The sequence below is a fragment of the Pseudoalteromonas sp. CuT4-3 genome (assembly GCF_035666335.1).
In the GTDB taxonomy this organism is placed as follows: Bacteria; Pseudomonadota; Gammaproteobacteria; order Enterobacterales; family Alteromonadaceae; genus Pseudoalteromonas; species Pseudoalteromonas atlantica.
The window spans coordinates 1,687,221-1,709,210 of the sequence record NZ_CP142030.1; the positions used below are offsets into that span (position 1 = coordinate 1,687,221).

18 protein-coding genes are annotated in these 21,990 nt (G+C 41.0%); 4 read left to right on the forward strand and 14 right to left on the reverse strand.

Annotated features, from left to right (window positions below; translation table 11 throughout):
• Positions 1-109 precede the first annotated feature (109 nt).
• A complete protein-coding gene (locus tag VOI46_RS07610) occupies positions 110-1,690 on the reverse strand; it encodes a BCCT family transporter (RefSeq protein ID WP_004587884.1) in 1,581 nt (526 codons plus the stop codon).
• Between the two features lie 435 nt (positions 1,691-2,125).
• Here VOI46_RS07610 and egtB point away from each other — a divergent pair, with 435 nt between their 5' ends.
• On the forward strand, positions 2,126-3,400 hold the full coding sequence (gene egtB, locus VOI46_RS07615) for an ergothioneine biosynthesis protein EgtB (RefSeq protein WP_004587885.1): 1,275 nt from the start codon (positions 2,126-2,128) through the stop codon (positions 3,398-3,400).
• Complete coding sequence (gene egtD / locus VOI46_RS07620) at positions 3,397-4,371, forward strand: L-histidine N(alpha)-methyltransferase (RefSeq protein WP_004587886.1); 975 nt, start codon at positions 3,397-3,399, stop codon at positions 4,369-4,371. The genes egtB and egtD overlap by 4 nt, the downstream gene beginning before the upstream one ends.
• 4 nt (positions 4,372-4,375) lie before the next feature.
• Here the strand turns inward: egtD and VOI46_RS07625 are convergent, their stop codons facing one another.
• The 4 genes from VOI46_RS07625 to pxpB form a co-directional block, all read right to left on the reverse strand.
• On the reverse strand, positions 4,376-5,215 hold the full coding sequence (locus VOI46_RS07625) for a PhzF family phenazine biosynthesis protein (protein WP_004587887.1): 840 nt from the start codon (positions 5,213-5,215) through the stop codon (positions 4,376-4,378).
• Entirely contained in the window at positions 5,199-6,872 is a 1,674-nt protein-coding gene (asnB, locus tag VOI46_RS07630; protein WP_004587888.1) for an asparagine synthase B, read from the reverse strand. Before asnB ends, VOI46_RS07625 begins: the two co-directional genes overlap by 17 nt.
• Before the next feature lie 463 nt (positions 6,873-7,335).
• The gene (locus VOI46_RS07635; RefSeq protein WP_004587889.1) at positions 7,336-8,268 is read right to left on the reverse strand and encodes a biotin-dependent carboxyltransferase family protein; all 933 of its coding nucleotides are present in this window, start codon (positions 8,266-8,268) and stop codon (positions 7,336-7,338) included.
• Position 8,269: 1 nt separating this feature from the next.
• Entirely contained in the window at positions 8,270-8,929 is a 660-nt protein-coding gene (pxpB, locus tag VOI46_RS07640; RefSeq protein ID WP_004587890.1) for a 5-oxoprolinase subunit PxpB, read from the reverse strand.
• Between the two features lie 196 nt (positions 8,930-9,125).
• On the opposite strand from pxpB, the gene msrA reads away from it, so the two are divergent.
• A complete protein-coding gene (msrA, locus tag VOI46_RS07645) occupies positions 9,126-10,415 on the forward strand; it encodes a peptide-methionine (S)-S-oxide reductase MsrA (protein WP_004587891.1) in 1,290 nt (429 codons plus the stop codon).
• Between the two features lie 115 nt (positions 10,416-10,530).
• Positions 10,531-11,286, forward strand: a complete 756-nt coding sequence (locus tag VOI46_RS07650; RefSeq protein ID WP_004587892.1) for a transporter substrate-binding domain-containing protein — start codon at positions 10,531-10,533, stop codon at positions 11,284-11,286.
• Between the two features lie 853 nt (positions 11,287-12,139).
• Here the strand turns inward: VOI46_RS07650 and VOI46_RS07655 are convergent.
• From VOI46_RS07655 to VOI46_RS07695, 9 genes are all read right to left on the reverse strand, one after another.
• Positions 12,140-13,021, reverse strand: coding sequence for a LysR family transcriptional regulator (locus VOI46_RS07655; protein WP_004587893.1), 882 nt, complete (start codon positions 13,019-13,021; stop codon positions 12,140-12,142).
• 315 nt (positions 13,022-13,336) lie between these two features.
• On the reverse strand, positions 13,337-13,993 hold the full coding sequence (locus VOI46_RS07660; protein ID WP_004587894.1) for a 3-oxoacid CoA-transferase subunit B: 657 nt from the start codon (positions 13,991-13,993) through the stop codon (positions 13,337-13,339).
• Between the two features lie 15 nt (positions 13,994-14,008).
• Positions 14,009-14,707 carry a CoA transferase subunit A gene (locus VOI46_RS07665; RefSeq protein ID WP_004587895.1) on the reverse strand — a complete coding sequence of 233 codons (699 nt, stop codon included), beginning with the start codon at positions 14,705-14,707 and terminating at the stop codon, positions 14,009-14,011.
• Between the two features lie 45 nt (positions 14,708-14,752).
• Positions 14,753-15,655, reverse strand: coding sequence for a hydroxymethylglutaryl-CoA lyase (locus tag VOI46_RS07670; RefSeq protein WP_289076449.1), 903 nt, complete (start codon positions 15,653-15,655; stop codon positions 14,753-14,755).
• A complete protein-coding gene (locus VOI46_RS07675) occupies positions 15,655-17,646 on the reverse strand; it encodes an acetyl/propionyl/methylcrotonyl-CoA carboxylase subunit alpha (protein WP_324738194.1) in 1,992 nt (663 codons plus the stop codon). Before VOI46_RS07675 ends, VOI46_RS07670 begins: the two co-directional genes overlap by 1 nt.
• Before the next feature lie 8 nt (positions 17,647-17,654).
• Positions 17,655-18,425 (reverse strand): enoyl-CoA hydratase/isomerase family protein, encoded by a 771-nt coding sequence (locus tag VOI46_RS07680; protein ID WP_324738195.1) that lies wholly within the window; start codon positions 18,423-18,425, stop codon positions 17,655-17,657.
• Positions 18,426-18,438: 13 nt separating this feature from the next.
• Entirely contained in the window at positions 18,439-20,046 is a 1,608-nt protein-coding gene (locus VOI46_RS07685) for a carboxyl transferase domain-containing protein (RefSeq protein ID WP_024034118.1), read from the reverse strand.
• 10 nt (positions 20,047-20,056) lie between these two features.
• The gene (locus tag VOI46_RS07690) at positions 20,057-21,232 is read right to left on the reverse strand and encodes an isovaleryl-CoA dehydrogenase (RefSeq protein ID WP_273603235.1); all 1,176 of its coding nucleotides are present in this window, start codon (positions 21,230-21,232) and stop codon (positions 20,057-20,059) included.
• Positions 21,233-21,280: 48 nt separating this feature from the next.
• Positions 21,281-21,715, reverse strand: coding sequence for a MerR family DNA-binding transcriptional regulator (locus VOI46_RS07695; RefSeq protein ID WP_004587901.1), 435 nt, complete (start codon positions 21,713-21,715; stop codon positions 21,281-21,283).
• Between the last annotated feature and the right edge of the window lie 275 nt (positions 21,716-21,990).

A 21,990-nucleotide genomic window follows, 5' to 3' on the forward strand; every position in this document is an offset into this window, starting at 1 on the left:
AATTTTAGCGAATGCAATACAGGTTTAAACTTATTAACCAAAGTTTAGCTTAGCCAATAAAAACGCCGCATATTATGCGGCGTTTTTTAGTTTACTGGCAAGCGACTAATTATTTAACAGCGCGAGGCTCAGTACGTAATCCTAATAATAGGCTTACACACATTAGTAGTAACACTAAAGTAAACGGAAGACCTGTTGAAACAGCACCCGCTTGTAATGCTTGAATCGCCTCTGTACCGCCAATCCATAATAGAGCAGCAGCAATAGAGCCCTCAACCGTAGCCCAAAAGATGCGTTGTGGTACTGGCGCATCCACTTTACCGCCTGCTGTAATTGAGTCGATAACTAATGAACCCGAGTCAGAAGAGGTAATGAAAAACACTAATACTAAAACAACAGCAAGGAACGAAAGCACGCTCGACATAGGTAGTTCGTCTAGCATTTGGAACATCGCCATAGGTACATCGGTTAAACCGTTTACGCCTAAGCTACCTACACCTTGAACAACTTGGTCTATTGCAATGCCGCCGTAAATAGACATCCATAAAATAGTAACCGCAGTAGGAATTAATAATACAGCGATTAAAAACTCTCTAATTGTACGACCACGAGAAACACGCGCAATAAACATACCTACAAACGGTGACCACGAAATCCACCATGCCCAGTAAAATACAGTCCAACCGTGCATCCATGTTTCGTCTTCACGGCCATGTGGGTTGCTCAGTGGAATAATATTCTCAACATAACCCATAACCGTATTTGGTACGTTACCGATTGCCACAGCAAAGCCAACTAAACCAACAAACAGGAGTAAGGCAAATGCAATGAGCATGTTTATATTACTAAGGACCTTTACGCCGCCGTCAATGCCGCGTACTACTGAGATAATAGCCAGTAAGGTAACGCCTATAATAACCAATAATTGTGCGCCTACACCGCCATCAGTTCCAAATACATGATTAATACCTGCAGAAGCCTGCTGCGCGCCTAAACCTAACGAGGTTGCAAGGCCAAACAAAGTGGCAAGCACGGCAAGAATATCAATAATATGACCAGGCCAACCCCAAGCTCTGTCGCCTAATAGTGGATAAAAAATTGAACGGATTGATAAAGGAAGACCTTTATTATAAGTAAAAAACGCAAGTGAGAGCGCTACAACGGCATAAATCGCCCACGGGTGAAGACCCCAGTGAAACATGGTTGCACCCATTGCTACTTTTGCAGCCTCTGGCGTATTTGCGGTTACATTAAGTGGGGTTTCGTACCAGCCAGTAAAGTAAGCTACAGGCTCTGCAACACCCCAAAACATTAACCCAATACCCATACCTGCGGCAAATAACATGGCAAGCCATGACATACGCGAGTGCGTTGGTTTAGCACCTTCTCCGCCTAAACGAATATTACCATAGGGCGATACAATTAATGCCAAACAAAATATAACAAAGAAGTTTGCTGCCCACATAAAAAACGCATCAAAGTTATTTATTATATCGAGCTTAATACCATCAAGCGTTGCTTTGGCTGTTTGCGCATCCGAAACGAGAATGGCGACTAAAAAGATGACAATCAAACCGGCACTAATACCAAAAACAGGATTATGTATATCAAATCCCCATTTTTGCACGTTATCTTGACCTACGGTGTAGTCCGTATTATCAATACTATACTTGTCATGATTTTCGCTCATGAATACCTCTTATGTTGTCCTAACAAGCCAGAGAGTTCCGGCATAACACTAAGTTAATTAGCCACAAAGTAAGTTGCATTATTTACAATAAAACTTATTTGAGGACTAACTAAATTAATCGCTGATCATACCCTTAATAGTGTATGAGTTAAATCGTAAATGTAAAACTATTTGGTTATATATGCCTGATTACTTAGCGCTAAAAGCTATTTATCACTAAAAAGATAAGCTATTGTTAATTCAGTGAGTGTTAAAAATTAGTTTGTTATTAAACTAAAATTAAAGCAGCGCCACCAAACTCGTTTAGTAGTTAATACATTAGTCTACGTTTTAAATGAGTAGAGGGTTTGATTTAATCATTATGTAACATGCATAAAGGTAAAATCTGGGGTAGGCTTTATTTAATCGCAAAGAGTGAAAAGGACTAACTTTAATATGCTAAACACGAAAACGAATGAAGCGCACAGTACTGAAAAAATACACGCTCAATTTCAGTCAATTCGCCAACATAGTCTTACACTTATAAAAAACCTCAGCGCAGAAGATTGCCAACTACAAGCAATGGATGATGCAAGCCCAATGAAATGGCACTTAGCTCACACCACGTGGTTTTTTGAAACATTTTTACTTGCTAAGTATCTGCCTAACTACACGCTCTTTGATGAACAATTTAAGGTACTTTTTAACTCCTACTATAACGGCATAGGTGAGCAGTTTAAGCGCGCTAATAGAGGATGTTTATCTCGGCCAAGTTTAGAGGTGGTGTTGCGCTACAGAGCCTATGTTGATAATGCGCTAAACGAGCTGCTTCAATTAGGCACTAACCAAACACTGTGCAATATTATAGAACTTGGGCTGAATCATGAGCAGCAACATCAAGAGCTCATGCTAATGGATATTAAATATAATTTTTCGGTTAATCCAAGCTTTCCTGCCTACAGCCAAACCCCAAATAACTTAATAAAGGTGAGTGATTCGTTAGGCACTTTAAAATATACCGAATTTAGCCAAAGCATAACCAATATAGGGGCTGATGCTAAAAACGGCTTTTCGTACGATAACGAACAAGCTAAACATCAAGCCCTTATTCATGCGTTTAGTTTTGCTAATCGATTAGTGACTAATAGAGAGTACTTACAATTTATAGAGGCGGGCGGGTATAAAAACCCTTCATTTTGGTTAAGTGATGGCTGGACTAATATAAACACCGAGCAACTTAGTCACCCTTTATATTGGCAGTATATTGACGGGCAGTGGTTTGAATTTACCCTTTACGGACTGCAGCCTTTAAATTTAGATGCGCCAGTGAGCCATGTAAGTTATTTTGAAGCGGCAGCCTATGCTAATTTTGTGAATGCGCGCCTACCTACTGAGTTTGAATGGGAGTATGTAGCGCAGCAGCAAGCACTTAAGCAACAGCAAAACGATTTACTTACGCCATGTGTATGTAAAAACCCAGATGTTATCTCGCAGTTAAGCGATACATGCTGGCAGTGGACTAATAGCGCCTATTTACCTTACCCAGGCTTTAAACCCTTTCGCGGAGCCGCAGGGGAATACAATGGTAAATTTATGAATAATCAAATGGTTTTGCGTGGTGGGTGTGTGTTTACCCCAAAAGATCATTTAAGACAGACCTACCGTAACTTTTTTTATCCGCACCAAGCGTGGATGTGCAGCGGCATTAGACTAGCAAAGGACATACTATGAGCCAAGTAACAGCAATTAATCAGCAATCAATCACCGATCTAGACTTTTTAAATGATGTATTACATGGACTTGCTCAACAGCAAAAGTCGCTGCCGTGTAAGTATTTTTACGATGATAAAGGGGCGGCTTTATTCGAGCAAATAACCTCATTGCAAGAGTACTATGTTACCCGCACTGAACTTGCCATATTAGAAGATTACTCAAAAGCTATCGCTAATAGGCTGCCCGAGAACCTATCAATTATTGAGCCTGGCTGTGGCTCGGGTAAAAAGGTCGCGTATTTACTCGCCCATATGAGCAACGTAAAAACCTTTGTTCCTTTTGAAATATCATCAGAGATGCTTAATTACTCGTTAGCGCATTTATCACCGTTATTTCCGGAGCTGGCCATTACGCCATTGCTAGGTGATTTTACCCATAGCCAAATGGTTAAGCAGTTAACAAAAGACACCGCCTTAGACAGCCAAACAAATTTAGTTTATTTTCCAGGCTCTACACTGGGTAACTTTGCGCCAGTAAAAGCCATTGAAATAATGAATAATTTCCACCGTTTATGTGGTGTTGATGGCTATGTATTAATAGGTATTGATTTAGTAAAAGAGCGACAAGTGTTACTTGATGCTTACGATGACAAAGCCGGCATTACCGCCGCCTTTAATAAAAACTTGCTCCAGCGTATAAATAACGAATTAAATAGCACGTTTATTTTAGATAATTTTAAACACGAATCGCGATTTAACGAAGTGCACAGCCGCATTGAAATGCACTTAGTGAGCAAATGTAATCAAAGCGTGGTCATTAACGATAAGCAAATAGACTTTGTAGCGGGAGAGAGTATTCACACTGAAAACTCGCACAAATATACGCTTGAGTCGTTTAAAAATCTTGCTGCTCAGGCTAATTTATCGCTTGAACAAACATGGCAAGACGAGAAAAGCTACTTTGCACTTTGCCTACTAAGGCCAATGTAATAGCTTAACTTACAACTACCTGATTGCTGCTAAACGTATAGTTTAGCAGCGCGCCCTTTGGTGACTGCTGTAAAAGGGTTACTTTATTTAAACCATGCAGTCTAAAAATAAGTGGCGCAATAACCGACACGGCAGAGCCTGTAGCAGTATCTTCATTTACCCCAAATTGCGGCGCAAAATACCTAAAATACGCGCTTGCGCTGTTTTTATTAATACTATGTATTTGCAGTGCAATTACCGCATTGTTATGCACATTTACAAAATGTGTAAAATTAACCTCTAAATGCTTTAAATCAGCCATGTTTTTAAACAGTACAACGGTATAGCCATTTTTATAAGCTGTTGAGTAAGTTGCTTTTATAGAGTGCGAAAACACATCACTAAGGCTGTTAACCTCATCACTCTTTTTAGAATTAATAGCCGCTAGCTGAAGTTGTATCCGGCCTGTAGCTCGCTTTATTTTAAACCGTTCTTTATCGTTTGAAATAAAGTGTGAAGGGCAAAAACCAAAGTGTGCTAATAAACATTTTGCAGCAGCGAGGGTGCCATGGCCGCAGCGCTTAATTTCTGATGTTTGGTTAAACCAGCGAATGTTACATACACGGTGAGAAATTTCACTTTCATTTAAAAAAACGCTAGCAGGGTGCTGCGAATTTGATGCAATTTTTTGCATTACACGCGTACTTAACCCTTGCGTATAAATAACAATTAACGCACTTGAACCGGCTAAGTTATGCTGTGAACTAGAAAATACAGGAACTGAATAAAGGTACTTTATATATCGCAACCTAGGCTGTTGTAGCCTACGTTGCGATAAAAGGGTGCGTTTAGCCTTTGCTTGCATACGCGTCGTTGTGAACGCCAGCAGCACGGCCTGAAGGATCAGCATTATTTTGAAATGATGCATCCCATGCAAGTGCTTCAGGGGTTGAACACGCAACCGACTTACCATGTGGTACACATTTAGCTGATGCATCACCTGGGAAGTGTGATTCAAAAATAGAGCGATAGTAATACGCTTCTTTAGAATCTGGCGTGTTAATAGGGTACTTAAACTTAGCGTTAGCAAGCTCTTGGTCGCTTACTTGCTCGTTTACAAACTCTTTTAACGTGTCTATCCAGCTGTAGCCAACACCGTCTGAGAATTGCTCTTTTTGACGCCACAGTACTTCTTCAGGCAGGTAGCCATCAAAGCCTTGGCGTAAAATGTGCTTTTCAATTTTGCCATCTTTACACATTTTAGCTTCAGGGTTGATACGCATAGCCACATCAACAAACTCTTTATCAAGAAACGGTACGCGTGCTTCTACGCCCCATGCAGCCATTGACTTATTGGCACGTAAACAGTCAAACATATGCAGCTTTGACACTTTACGGTTTAGCTCTTCATGAAACTCTTGTGCGTTTGGCGCTTTATGGAAGTATAAATAGCCACCAAATAGTTCATCAGCGCCTTCGCCCGATAATACCATTTTAATACCCATAGCTTTAATTTGGCGCGCCATTAAATACATTGGCGTTGAAGCACGGATGGTGGTTACATCGTACGTTTCAATGTGGTAAATAACCTCACGAAGCGCATCAATACCTTCTTGAATGGTAAAGTGAATAGGGTGATGTACTGTGCCAATCATATCCGCTACTTTTTGCGCAGCGGCTAAATCAGGTGAACCCTCAAGCCCAACAGAAAAAGAATGCAGCTTAGGCCACCATGCGTCGCTTTCATCGTTATCTTCAATACGTTTAGCAGCAAAACGTTGCGTAATAGCCGAAATAACCGACGAGTCTAAACCGCCCGATAGCAATACGCCATACGGTACATCACACATTAGCTGGCGTTTTACAGCGCTTTCTAGCGCTTCTTTTACGTCTTGCGCTTGTGCGCTGTTATCTTTAACTGCATCAAAGGTTTCCCAATCGCGCTTATAATAAGGCGTTAGTTCACCATTTTTGCTGTATAGGTAGTGCCCTGGTGGAAACTCTTCAATGTGCTTACAAATTGGTGAAAGCGCTTTAAGCTCAGAGGCAACATAAAAATTACCATGCTCATCGTGACCAGTATAAAGCGGAATAATACCAATGTGATCGCGGCCAATTAAGTACGCATCGTTTTCTTCATCGTATAAACAAAATGCAAAAATACCATTTAAGTCATCTAAAAACTCAGGCCCTTTTTGTTTGTATAACGCTAAAATAACTTCACAGTCTGATTGAGTCTTAAATTCAAAATCAACCTCTAACTCTGCTGCAAGCTCTTTGTGGTTATAAATTTCGCCGTTAACCGCTAAAATATTTGTTTTTTCAGGGTTATATAATGGTTGTGCGCCGCTTGATACACCAACAATGGCTAAGCGTTCATGCACTAAAATCGCTTTTTCAGATGAATACACACCAGACCAATCAGGGCCACGGTGCCTTAGTAGTTTTGACATTTCAATTGCTTGGGTACGCAACTGAGTGGCGTTAGATTTAATATCTAATACACCAAAAATTGAACACATAGTAACTCCTCATTCCTATTATGTGTGCAGCAGGGCAACTTTGCTGTGCTGCGAAACCTTGTTTTATCAGAAATAATTACTCAAGTCACACTGCTTTTACAATTAATTAAGAATAATTTATGCACCAACTGAAAAGTGCGCGCACCAAAGTAGTGCGCTGTGCACAAGTGCGGTTATATTTACAGCACCTTTGGTGTTTAAAGTGTCGTTAATAGGGCATTTAGCGCAGTGTTTGCAAAAAAGCACACTGCACAAATGCACCAAGTATGTGCGAAAATTAAAGCAGAGCTTAAATTGCCTTATTATAATTTTTTGCGTTAGCGTGTTTTAATTTTATACGCTTAATTAACCAAACTTCGCTTACTTATAATTAACCAATCTACGCCTACCTATTGCAAGTTAAGTAGAGCGCCGCTTGTACTTTTATTAGCTCCTTGTAATAGGTTTATAGCTCACCTTAAAGTTAACTGTATTTAAGTGCCAAGCTGAGCTGGTGTAAGTGACCTTTAAGCTTTTGTTTTGCTAAGCTAGCTTGCTCATGGGTTACTTGCTTAAATTCAATTGAGTCACCGGGCCTAAATTGCGCAAATTGATGTAAATCAGCCTCTATTACCGTGCCAAGTAATGGGTAGCCACCGGTTGTTTGAGCGTCGTTAAGTAATACAATAGGCTCACCACTGGGAGGTAATTGAATAGAGCCAGGGCCTGTACCAAGAGAGGCAAGTGAGTGACTATGAGTTAGGGGGCTTTCGTTTGTTAGCCTAAGGCCCATTCTGTTGCTGTTATGGCTTACTTTAAACGCCGTTGAAAAAAACTGTTTAAGTAGCGTATCACCTAATAGTTGCGCATGTGGGCTTGCATGTACCCTAATCACCTTTAGTTTAGGCGGAGTAATAGCGCCGCGCTGTATAAAGCGCGTTATTGGCACGGGCGATGTTTTAATAGGAATAATGTCGCCCTCGCTAAGTGCTTTACCTGCTAAACCACCAAAGAGCGCGTTTAAATCGGTTGATTTTGAGCCCATGATATCTTTAACATCAATGCCACCTTGTACGGCTACATAGGCACGCAAACCAGCGCGGCCAGTATCAAAGCTTAAAGTTTGTTTGGCTCTTACTTGGTAACTCCAGCCAGGGTACAAGGGTGTTTCATCAAGCGCAGCGTTTAAATCAGCACCTTGTAGGGCAATAACAGTATCGGTTTCAAACTGTAACTCGCACAGGCCTAACGTAACTTCAAGCACAGCTTCATTATCTTTGTTACCCACTAATTTATTGGCAATTATTTGTGCGTAAGGGTCTAAACAACCCGCTTGGCTAATACCTAAATGACGATAACCGCAGCGCCCGCCATCTTGAATTGTAAGTTGTACGCCGGGTTTAAGAACTTTTATCACTTTATGCTCCTTGCATTGTGTTTATTGAAACAAACGATAGCGTGTCGCCGGGTTTAAATAAGCAAGGATCTGAGTGTGTGCTATCAAAAAGGGGCGTGTTTGTGTGGCCAATGATATGCCAACCGCCTGGTGTTTGTGCTGGGTAGATGGCAGTTTGCTCTGCGCCTAAAGCAACGGCACCTTTAGGTACTTTGGTTCGCGGAGTGTCTCTGCGTGGGATATGCAAGCGTGAATCTAATCCATGCAGGTAGGCAAACCCGGGCTGAAACCCTAAAAATAAAACGTGGTAAGTGGCTTGGCTATGTATTTGAATAATTTGCTGGGGTGTTAAATTAGTTTGTTTGGCAACAAAATCTAAATCTTCTCCTTCATAAGTAGTGTGTATTTTATGGTGAGTGCCTTTAAATGTTGTTGCTTGTACTTTGTCCCATAAATCAGGCAAGGCGTTTTGCCATTTTTCTAAATTACTTGCTGATTTTAAATAAAGCGTTAAAGAGTTCATGCCTGGGACTAAATCAATAAATTCGTTACTTTGCTTTAGCTGCTTAGTGAGTGCCCAAATTTTTTTTTGAGTGTCTAACACATTGTTTTGTTTATGCTGTGTGGCATCTAATAGCAAACTGTTATTTGTTAAAGTAAATACCTGTAAAAATGCAGTCATAATTTAATCTTTTTATACAACGTGCAGCAAAGCTAACATAGTTTTGTCAATTTATTCAGTACCTAGCCATAAGAAAAATAAACGAAAAAGAAATGCAGACTCAAACTGTATTCAAATTTAGCACGTATTTATTTACTGAAATTAAAACAAGGTATGTTGGGTCTTAATTAAAACACGCAGGTATTAAGAGGTATTTATGACATTTTCTCGCTCAGTTTATTTATTAGGCGCCGCTATTACATTTAGCGCCGGCTGTTTTGCTTTATCAACCGAAAAAATAGAGCACAGCAACGTAGAGGCCACAATGCATATAAAAACCATTGTGTTAGGTTCTGGCTGTTTTTGGGGAGCAGAAAAGCGCTACGAAGCACTAGAAGGGGTTATTGATGCAGAGTCAGGCTATGCAGACGGGTACGGCTTTAAAGCAAGCTATGAAAATATCACCGACCAATCTCGCCGGTTTGACGAAAACAACTACGCTGAAGTAGTGCAAGTGATGTACAACAGCAATATCATTTCTTCTAAAGCGCTATTACAAAATTACTTTGAAAGCCACGATCCTACACAATTGAATCGCCAAGGTAATGATATTGGTACGCAGTATCGATCAATTATTCTTACTACCACTAAAGAGCAAGCGCAGCTTGCAGAGCAAGTTAAAGCCGAGTATCAGCCGTTATTAAGTGAAGCCGGTTATGGGGCAATTAAAACAGTAATAAAACCGCTTGAGGGGTTTGTATCTGCTGAGGAGTACCATCAAAATTATTTACAAAAGAACCCAAATGGCTATTGCCCAGATCACGCCACGGGTGTGGTATTTAATAAAACTAAAAAAGCAGATGTAGACAATAGTGTTTTACTCACGGGCAAGCAGATTGTGGTACTTGATTCGCGCGAATACTGCCCTTACTGTGAAAAATTTAAAAAAACAGTCGCTAACAATTACAAAGGTTCAATCCCACTGACATTTCGCCATGCAGATGAGCTTAATGGCCTAACTATAAAATCGGCAACTTGGGCAACCCCCACCATTTTGTTTTTAGAAAATGGAAAAGAGGTGTACGCGCGTCAAGGCTATGCAAGCCCCGCCGAATTTTACAAAGCGCTTGGCGCCTTTAAGCTAGGCGATAGTGATGCTTACGAAGTTGCATTTAATGAGCGCACCGACAGACCTTACTGTAAAGAGTATAAAGAATTTAAAAACACTCCCGACGGCGTATTTGTTGATAAATTAAGTGGTGAGCCATTATTTGATACCCGCGATAGATTTAATTCGGGCACGGGGTGGCTGTCGTTTAAACATCCGGTTAAAAATAGTGTTACTAAGCATAAAGATACCAGCTGGGGGATGACTCGAATTGAGCTTAAATCAAAAAGCACAGGTATACATTTAGGGCATTTATTTAAAGGTGAGGGGCCAAGAGGCACAGATAGATACTGTATTAATGCTACTGTGTTAGAGTTTATACCTCGTGACAAAAGCTAATTTATAAGAGCGATTAATTCGCTCTTTTATATTTAATAAATCTAAACTTTAATTAACTGTGATTATGATATATAAATTAATAATCCAAACGATATAAACGGCATTTACTATCAAATTGATTAACACGTTAGCACTTGTATCAGGGCTTATAACTATAAGCCCTGTATTAGCACAGCCAACCGAAAAATATGTAATAGGGGTAGAGAATATAGAATACCTACCTTATTACGATGGCAGTGGCACTAGTAAGCGTGATTATTTTGGTTTTAGTAAAGAGTTACTGGAACTATTTGCAAAACAACAAAATATTAAATTTGAATTTTACACTTTGCCTATTCCGCGCCTTTATAAAGAATTTATAGAGCATCACCATGTTGACTTTAAATACCCCGACAACCCTAATTGGCAAGTAAGTTATAAAAATCAGCATCAACAAGATATTAATTATTCTGTGCCTTCATTAGTTACACATACAGGGATAGCAAGCTTAAAGGACAATATTAAACTTGAAGATTGTAAATCACTTGCAAAAGTGCGTGGCTTTACATTGCAAGGGCTTGAAAAGCTAACCTCAATGCCAGGCTTACAAGTACTCGAAAATGATAACGTTATTGAGATGATTTATTTGCTGCATAAAGAGCGAGTTGATTGTATATATATTTCACACGATGTACTTAAATACAATATAGAAGAATTTTTTGATACTCCCGTCCCTGTGTTTTTTCAGCATCAGTTGCCTGTTGATCACCAAGCATTTATGTTATCGAGCATTAAACACCCACAGCTCGTTAAAAAGTTTAATGTATTTTTAAAAGACAATGAAAATGCCATTGAAGAGCTTAAACAAAAACATAACTTTATAGTTGAATAATACTAAATTTAAGCGAATTGGTATAAAACGGTGGGGCAGGTAATTGTGTTTATAAAACAAAAACGGCCCATATAAGGTCACCACCTCACATGAACCGCTTTTCACACTGACAACATCTTACACACACAATATAAGATTTGGTTTGCTACACAGTAGCTAATTACGTTATTGCTGCGTGTTGCTGGTGGAATAAAAAACAGTCCAAACCAAGTCACCACCTAACTTGAACTGCTTTTTCACACTGACAACATCTTACACACACAATATAAGATTTGGTTTGCTACAAAGTAGCTAATTTAGTTATTGCTGCGTGCTGCTGGTGGAATAAAAAACAGTTCAAACCAAGTCACCACCTGACTTGAACTGCCTTTTCACACTGACAACATCTTACACACACAATATAAGATTCTTTTCTTACCTTGTTAGAGCTATCACATCTAAAAAGGTTGCATTTATTTGGTGCAAAACAGTAAATAATGTCTAATTAGTAAAAACGTTTAGCTGTTTGCTTGCGATGAGTTAACTTTAAAATAATCGTAAAAGTCAGACAAACGATAAAAATAAAACCAATAAGTGAAAAAAATTAAGCTATAGACTTTAGTCTAACGCGTTGTGTTATTATATTGTTTTAAAGGATAAATTTTTATAGGTTAGCTTGTAGGGAAAAAACGAATGATTAAATAAAAATATTTAATTAATAATAAATCACTAAACGGTGTTGTTAAGCTGCAAGAAAGTAAAAAAGAAGGAGCTTTACAGTTTATTGTGTGCAGCTTTAGCACTTGCTACGTGCTGCACACATTAAAATAGGCGTTATTAAACCAAAATGTAAATTGTATTTACTAAGGCAACACTAACCTTGAATGTTGCTAAATGTAGATACAACCCATTTAGCAAATAAATCTAGCGCGGGATTTGGCGAATTAGCTTCATGCTGTACTAAATAGTATTTATCTTTGGTTGTAAGGGGCTGTTGAAATAATTTGTAAAGCCATTTTTCATCAAACCAGCTTTGGCTAATAGGCAGCGGTATGAGTGAAATGCCAATACCCTGTTGCGCTGCACGAGCGACCCCAAACATACTATCGATTTGTATAATTTGCGTAGGCGAAAAGTCATCTATACCTGCTTTTTCAGCCCATTGGTGCCATGCCCACGGCCTTGCTTTGTGAAGGATTAATGGTACTTGGTTTAATGCTTGGCAGTGATCGTCTTTCCACTGTTTTAACAGTTTTTCGTTACACGCAGGTATATATTCAAGATTAAATAGCTCTGTAGTAAGGCCCTCAGTGGGTTTACTTGAGGATAAAACAATCGATAAATCACTGTGGCGGGTTAGCTCTTTACGGGTTTTGAGCGTATCCATTTGTAAATTTATATTAGGGTGCTCAGATGTCCACTCACTTAATTTAGGCATAAGTAGTTCACTGGCAAAAAATTCAGGCAGCGTAATAGTTATATTAGTATTTTGCTGCAATTGACTGAACTCGTTGATGGTGTTTTCAAGCGTATAGATAATAGGCGAAATGGCATCAAAAAAGTTTTTACCCGCAGCCGTTAAACTAATGGATCGGGTTTGGCGTTGAAAGAGTTCAATGCCCAGTTGTTCTTCAAGTTGTTTTATCTGATGGCTTACCGCAGAGGGCGTTAAGTACAGCTCTTTAGCTGCATGTTTAAAACTTAAGCTTTTTGCTGCAAAGCAAAAAGAGCGGAGGCCTCGAATAGGAGTTTGCATGTTTTCCAGAATTGTTTAATTAATTTAAGACGCCTTTAATAGGCAATAATCGAACCAATAATTTAATATAATAATATCAATAGTTTAATTTTAAATATAGCGCTAGTTCACAAAAAAGGTGCAGACAATCCACAAATTAGTGCAAATAATCTAAGCGCTTACATTAAAAGCTATTTGTATTATAGATAATATTTACTACAACTGTATTAAAACTGAAAAAAAGTTTATGGCAGGCAAAAAAAATCCCTCTTGCGAGGGATTTTGGGTAACTCAGCGCCATTGGCACTGGGAATGAGGTCGGTACATGGTAAAGCGTTAAAAAACCATTTCTGGTACTTCACCGTCAACAAGTAATTTACCTGCTGTTTTACTAATGATTTCATCAACCGATACGCCCGGAGCGCGCTCGAGTAAATGAAATGCGCCGTCTTTAACTTCAAGTACGGCCAAATCTGTTACTATTTTTTTAACGCAATTAACGCCCGTTAGCGGTAATGTGCACGACTCTAATAATTTAGAATCACCATGCTTACTGGCATGGGTCATAGTAACAATAATATTCTTTGCCCCAGCGACTAAATCCATTGCGCCCCCCATGCCTTTTATCAGCTTTTTGGGGATCATCCACGAGGCAATGTTGCCGCTTTGGTCTACTTCAAATGCACCCAGAACGGTTAAGTCTACATGACCACCCCGTATCATGGCAAAACTATCTGCACTATTAAATATGGCTGCACCTGTGGCAGCTGTCACGGTTTCTTTACCCGCGTTTATCATATCTGCGTCTAGCTCGGCTTTTGTTGGGTAGGGACCCATACCTAAAAGCCCATTTTCTGACTGTAACATAACTTCAATACCATCAGGTACATAGTTTGCGACGAGTGTCGGAATTCCTATGCCCAAATTAACGTAAAAGCCGTCTTGTAGTTCCTGTGCAACGCGCATTGCAACTTGTTCACGTGATAATGCCATAACCTATGCTCCTGCTTAATCTCGTGTTGTTACACGTTCAATGCGTTTTTCAAAGTCGCCTTTAATAACGCGATTTACAAAAATGCCTGGGGTATGAATTTGGCTTGGCTCAAGTTCACCGGGCTCTACTATTTCTTCTACTTCGGCAACGGTAATTTTACCTGCTGTTGCGGCCATTGGATTAAAGTTCATGGCAGTGTGCCTAAATACTAAATTACCGTATCGGTCGGCTTTCCACGCTTTGACAATGGCAAACTCACCGGTGATCGACTCTTCTAAAATATATGGGCGTCCGTCAAATTCTTTTACATCTTTACCCTCTGCAACGGGCGTACCGTAACCTGTAGCAGTATAAAATGCAGGAATACCTGCACCGCCCGCACGCATTTTTTCAGCCAAGGTGCCTTGCGGGGTAAGCTCTACATCTATTTCACCGCTTAGTAATTGCTGCTCAAATAGGGCGTTTTCACCCACGTATGAGGCAATTACTTTTTTAATTTGTTTATCTTTAAGTAAAATACCTAATCCAAAGTCATCTACACCACAGTTGTTAGAAACCACGGTTAGCTCTTTGGTGTTCATTGCCTTAATTTGTTTAATTAAGCCCTCAGGAATACCGCATAAGCCAAAGCCGCCAGCAATAACGGTATCGCCGTCTTTTAACCCTGCCATTGCAGCTTCGTAACTAGAAACCACTTTATCAAAACCGGCCATGAGACTCTCCTCATTGTGTTAACTGCCATTTGGCAAGTTAAGCTATTATTTTTGTGTGTTGCCTAATGCAATTGAAACTTTGCTTACAGGCGTTTTGCCAAGTGCTTGTGTAATTTTCCAACCAGCGCTACTTAACCTTTGTAAATCAATTCCATGTTCAATGCCAAGCCCATTGAGTAAGTAAACCACATCTTCGGTGGCAACATTTCCTGACGCCCCTTTGGCATAAGGGCAGCCGCCAAGGCCTGCAACAGCGGCATCAACCGTTGCTATACCTAAGCTTAACGCTGCGTAAATATTTGTGAGCGCTTGCCCGTAGGTATCATGAAAATGCACCGCCAGTTTTGATTTATCAATATGCTCAAGCAAAAGTGTTAAAAGCTGGGTAACTTTATTTGCAGTGCCAACACCTATGGTATCGCCAAGGCTTATTTCGTAGCAGCCTAAATCTAAAAGCTTTTGCGAAACGCTAAGTACTTTATGCGGGTCTATTTCTCCCTCATAAGGGCAACCGAGTACACAACTTACATAACCGCGTACACGTATGTTATTGGCTTTTGCAAATGCCATAACGTCGCTAAAACGCTCAATACTCTCATCAATACTGCAATTTATATTTTTTTGACAGAACGATTCGCTTGCCGCGGTAAATATGGCAAATTCTTTTATTCCAACGGCATGAGCTGCTTGCGCGCCTTTTAAGTTGGGTGTAAGCGCACTTAAATTTACATGGGGTAAATTAAGCGCGGTTATCACCTCTGCCGAGTCGGCCATTTGTGGCACCCATTTAGGCGATACAAAAGCACCGGCTTCAATATTTTTTAAGCCCGCGTCACTGAGTGCATTTATTAATGAAATTTTATCAGCTGCAGTGACTGATTTTTCGTTTTGTAGGCCATCACGCGCGCCTACTTCAACAATTTTAACTTCAGTTGGGAAAGCAGCCATCACGATGCCTCCTGCGCCGTGGTGTCTTCAACAATTGCTAATAAAGCGCCGTGCGAAACTAATTCGCCTTCATCAAAGCAGTAGCTTTGTAAAATACCATCGTGTGGGGCGTTGAGCGTGTATTCCATTTTCATGGCTTCAATAATCACTACGGCATCGCCTTTGGTAATGCTGCTGCCTACATCAACTAAATGCTTAACCACAGTGCCATTAAGTGGCGCCGCAAGGGGCAGGGCGTCACTTTCATGGCTGCTAATGTAATGTTTAGTGTTTAAAGCAAGCTTAATTTGCAGCGCAGCAAACATCACGCTAATACTATTATCAAAGTGGCTAACATGGGCGGTAACCTTTTCTCCATTAATAAACGCGTTACATACGTTTTGGTTTACGGAGCCTGCTATATCGAACGACTTATCATTATGCGTTACAACATAACCCGTTTTAGTTTTAACGGCGCTTATAGCTAAGTCTGTAAATGGTACATCCACTTTTTGTGGTGCGTTAAGCGTAAAACCACTGAGTTGTTGCCACGGGCTTGCGCTTTGCTGAGTTACCTTTTTAGCACCAAGCGATTCAAGGTAGGCAAAGGCTGCAATTAGTTGTGCTTTTTCAAGCACGGCGCTATCAACACTTACCAATGCATCGCCTTGCTCAGCAATAAAGTGGGTGCTTGGCGCACCTTGAGCAAATGTAGGGTGGCTTGCTAAGTTGTGTAAAAAGCCAATATTAGTGCTAAAACCCGCTAAGTGAAATTGCTCAAGTGCTTGGCGTAAACGTGATAATGCTTGCTCTCGGTTATCATCATGCACAATCAGTTTTGCAATCATAGGGTCGTAAAACGGGCTTATTTCATCGCCTTGTGCAATACCGGTATCAATACGTACAAACTCACTGTTAAGCGGTGTGCTTAACGCTTCTATTGTGCCCGAGCAGGGGATAAAGTCGTTACTTGGATCTTCTGCATAAATACGCGCTTCAAAGCTGTGGCCTTGGAGTTGTATATCTGATTGCGTTAACGGCAGTGTTTGCCCAGCGGCAACATTAATTTGCCAATTAACTAAATCTACACCAGTTACCATTTCGGTCACTGGGTGCTCTACTTGTAGGCGCGTGTTCATTTCCATGAAAAAGAACTCATCGCCACACAGTAAAAACTCAACCGTACCTGCACCTCTGTAGTTTATTGCAAGGGCACAGCGTACTGCGGCTTCACCCATTTCTTTACGTAGTTCGTCAGACAAACCTGGCGCTGGGGCTTCTTCAATGACTTTTTGATGACGGCGCTGTAATGAGCAATCACGATCCCCTAAATAAACACAGTTACCGTGGTTATCGGCAAAAACTTGTACTTCAACATGGCGAGGCTGGTTAACATAGCGCTCAAGCAGTACTAAGTCGTTACCAAAGCCCGCAATTGCTTCACGCTGTGCGCCCTCAAGTGCACTTATAAAGTCTTTGGCATGCTCAACAACGCGCATGCCTTTACCGCCACCACCAAAGGCCGCTTTAATTAGCACGGGGTAGCCAATTTTTTCAGCTTCAGATTGTAAAAAAGCAGGGTCTTGGTTATCACCGTAATAGCCTGGCACTAATGGTACATTTGCCGCGGCCATTATTTCTTTGGCGCGGGTTTTAGAGCCCATGGCTTCTATGCTGCTAGCAAGTGGGCCAATAAACGCAATGTTGTTAGCTTCACAGGCGTTAGCAAACTCACTGTTTTCAGATAAAAAACCGTACCCAGGATGTATACAATCGGCACCGCTTGTTTTTGCAACCTGTAAAATTTTATCTGTTACAAGGTATGAGTCTTTACTTGGTGCAGGGCCAATGTGGTAGGCCTCATCAGCCATTTTTACATGTTGTGCGTGTTTGTCGGCGTCAGAGTAAACAGCGACAGTTGTTAGGCCCATTTGCTTTGCACTTCGCATTATACGGCATGCAATTTCACCACGGTTGGCAATGAGTATCTTTTTTAATGTGTGTGTGTTCATAATTAGTCCTACAGTTGCCAAGCGGGAGGGCGTTTATCAAAAAAGGCGCTTAGTCCTTCTTGGCCTTCGTCCGATACCCGAATATTTGCAATACGTTCGGCCGTGAGTTCAATAAGATCATCATTAATAGGCTTATTTGCTACATCGTTAATTAATGATTTAGCGGCTTTTACAGCTACTGGGCCGTTATCGATTAATGTTTGCAGCATGTTATCAAGGGCACAGTCTAAATTACCGGTCACCTGATGAACCAAACCAAGTTGTTTTGCTGTGTGGGCATCAAACACCTCGGCAGTTAAAAAGTAGCGGCGCGCAGCACGCTCACCAACGGCTTTAATTACATACGGGCTAATTACCGCAGGAATAAGCCCTAGCTTTACTTCGCTTAAACAAAACTGCGCATCGTCTTTACTTAGGGCAATATCGCAACATGCAATTAAGCCTAACGCTCCACCAAATGCAGCGCCTTGTACAGCACATATAGTTGGGTGAGGAGAGGCGGCTAGTACCTGCATTAATTTAGCGAGCTGCATAGAGTCGGCCAGGTTATCAGCGTAGTTGTTATCAGCCATTGATTTCATCCAGGCTAAATCGGCACCGGCAGAAAAGTGCTTGCCTTCAGTTTTTAAAACCAAAGCGCGAATATCGAGCGTATTTGCATGCTCTATGCACTGAATTAGCTCGTGTATTACTTCACTATTAAATGCGTTACGTTTTTCAACTCGGCTTAAAACAAGTACAGCCACATTAGATTTTGTTATTTGTAGTGTTACTGACATTTTTGCGCTCCGGTTACATTCTAAATACGCCAAACTTAGAGTCTTGCTGTGGTGCATTTTTAGCTGCACTTAAGGCAAGGCCTAATACGTTTCGGGTATCGGCAGGGTCAATAATGCCATCATCCCACAAGCGGGCGCTTGCGTAATACGGATGACCTTGCTCTTCGTACTGATCAATAATTGGCTTTTTAAAATCGCTAACTTCTTGCTCGCTCATGCTATGGCCTTTACGGGCTAAACCATCTTGTTTAACTTGCGCCATTACACCTGCGGCTTGCTCACCGCCCATTACTGAAATTCGGGCATTGGGCCACATCCACATCATGGTGGGTTCAAATGCGCGACCACACATACCGTAGTTACCAGCGCCATAAGAGCCACCAATTAGCACCGTAAATTTAGGCACATCGGCACACGAAACCGCCATCACCATTTTAGCGCCGTGCTTTGCTATGCCTTCAGCTTCGTATTTTTTACCTACCATAAAGCCGGTAATATTTTGTAAAAACACTAAAGGAATATTGCGCTGTGCACATAGTTGAATAAAGTGCGCGCCTTTTTGCGCCGACTCACTAAATAAAATGCCGTTATTAGCCACTATGCCTACAGGGTTACCGTAAATGCTGGCAAAACCTGTGACCAGCGTTTCACCAAAGTAGCGTTTAAATTCATCAAACGATGAATCATCAACCGTACGGGCAATAACTTCACGCACATCAAACGGCTTTTTAAGGTCAGTGCCTACAATGCCGTAAAGCTCGTTTATATCGTAACGTGGCGGTTTTACATCCTCTAAAAGAGGGGCTGTAGGGCGCGTGTAATTAATACGCTCAATACATTGGCGGGCAATAGACAGCGCATGCTCGTCATTTTCTGCAAAGTGGTCAGCCACACCCGATGTTTTACAATGTACATCGGCGCCGCCTAATTCTTCGGCGCTGACTACTTCACCGGTCGCTGCTTTTACAAGTGGCGGGCCGGCTAAAAATATAGTGCCTTGTTCTTTAACTATTATGCTTTCATCGGCCATAGCGGGTACGTATGCGCCACCGGCAGTACATAACCCCATTACCACAGCAATTTGAGGAATACCTTTACCCGACATACGGGCTTGGTTATAAAAAATACGCCCAAAATGTAATTTATCAGGGAATACATCGTCTTGCTCGGGCAGGTTGGCACCGCCCGAATCAACTAAATAAATACAGGGTAAGTGGCAGCGCTCGGCTATATCTTGCGCGCGTAAATGCTTTTTAACGGTAAGCGGAAAGTAAGTACCGCCTTTTACCGTGGCATCGTTTGCAATGATCATGCATTCAATGCCTTTAACACGGCCAATACCGGCAACTACACCTGCACAGGCAATTTCTTGCTCGTACACACCAAAGGCTGCAAATTGCGAAATTTCTAAAAACGGTGAGCCTTCATCTAATAAAGTGCTAATACGGTCGCGTACAAATAACTTACCTCGGCCTTCGTGACGCTCTTTTAATGCAGCGCCGCCACCTAAGCTAATGGTGGCTACTTTACTATGTAAATCATCAACCAAAGCTGCCATGTTTTTGTGATTTTGCACAAAAGTAGGGTCGTGCGGATTAACGCTCGATTTTAATATCGTCATAATTTAATCCTTAACGGCTTTCGGTAAAGAGTTCGCGGCCAATAAGCATGCGACGTATTTCTGATGTGCCAGCACCAATTTCGTATAGTTTGGCATCACGCAATAAGCGCCCTGTGGCGTATTCGTTTATGTAGCCGTTACCCCCTAAAATTTGAATGGCATCGAGCGCCATTTTAGTGGCAAGCTCCGCAGCATATAAAATGGCGCCGGCGGCATCTTTACGGGTGGTTTCGCCGCGGTCACACGCTTTTGCAACGGTATAAACGTATGAGCGCGCGGCGTTCATTTGCGTATACATGTCGGCTACTTTGCCTTGAATTAACTGAAATTGGCCAATAGGGGTGTCGAACTGTTTACGTTCATGAATGTACGGTACAACAATATCCATACAGGCTTGCATTATGCCAAGGGGGCCTGCAGCAAGTACTACACGTTCGTAATCTAGGCCGCTCATTAGTACCTTAACGCCTTCGTTTAGGTTACCTAAAATGTTTTCTTCGGGTACTTCGCAGTTTTCAAACACCAGTTCACACGTGTTTGAGCCACGCATACCAAGCTTGTCTAGCTTTTGCGCGGTAGAAAAACCAAAGAAGTCTTTTTCAACAATAAATGCGGTAATGCCTTTAGCGCCGGCTTCTAAATCTGTTTTTGCATAAATAACAAATGTGTGTGCATCGGGGCCGTTGGTGATCCACATTTTATTGCCATTTAAAATGTACTTATCGCCTTTTTTTTCAGCTTTAAGTTTCATTGATACCACGTCAGAGCCTGCATTTGGTTCGCTCATGGCAAGGGCACCAATGTGTTCGCCGCTAATAAGCTTTGGTAAGTATTTTTCTTTTTGTGCTTGGTTACCGTTACGGTTAATTTGATTTACACACAAGTTTGAATGCGCACCATAGCTTAAGCCAATTGATGCACTCGCACGGCTAATTTCTTCCATGGCTATTACATGCTCTAAGTAACCTAAGCCTGCACCGCCAAAGTCTTCAGAAACGGTCATGCCTAGTACACCCATTTCGCCCATTTGCGGCCAAAGCTGATTAGGAAACGCGTTGTCCATATCGGTTTGTTCAGCCAGTGGCGCAATTTCTTGGCTTGCAAAGCTATTTACATGGTCGCGGATCATATCGGCGGTTTCGCCAAGGCCAAAGTTCATCTCTTTATAAAGTGAAATAGTGCTCATGATTCATTCCTGTGTGTGTTGTCAGTGTGTTTTTATTATTAAAATAGGCTACTCGTCTATTTTATTAAGTGTGTCTCTGCAGCGGCGCTCCGCTGTCACTAATTCCATAAGCACAACTTTTATGTCGTCCATTTGCTGAGAAAGGTCGGCTTTTTTCTCTGCTATTAAATCGAGCATAGTCACCAGCTGTTTAGCGCTTGATTTATCAGCGTCGTACAGTTCAAACAAACGGCCTGTTTCAGCCAATGTAAAGCCTAAGCGTTTGCCACGCAGTATTAGTTTTAAGCGAACTTTGTCGCGTTTTGAATAAATACGGGTTTGGCCATTGCGCTCTGGGCTTACTAAACCTTGGTCTTCGTAAAAACGAATAGAGCGGGTGGTAATATCAAACTCTTTAGCTAAATCGCTAATACTAAAGGTTTGATCGTTACTGCTTGGTGCTTTTGCAGAACTTGCAAAGTTTGTTTGGTTATCTGGTTTCATAGTTGTGTTTACCTCATTCGAATAACTCCAATATAAGTGAAGTTTACGTAAAGGTAAAGCTTGGTGTGGTATGAAACTATTTATAAAGGAGTGTTGATGTGAAATGTTAAATTATATTATTAATATTCAATAGTTTATTTTTATTAATTGTTAACCGCACCGTTACTGGAAAATAATGCTTACACTTTTAAAACTAAAAATTAAACGCTTTTTGGTTGACGTTAGCGTAAACGTTAGTATTGTGTAAGGGTGTTAAACAATAAATGAATACTAAA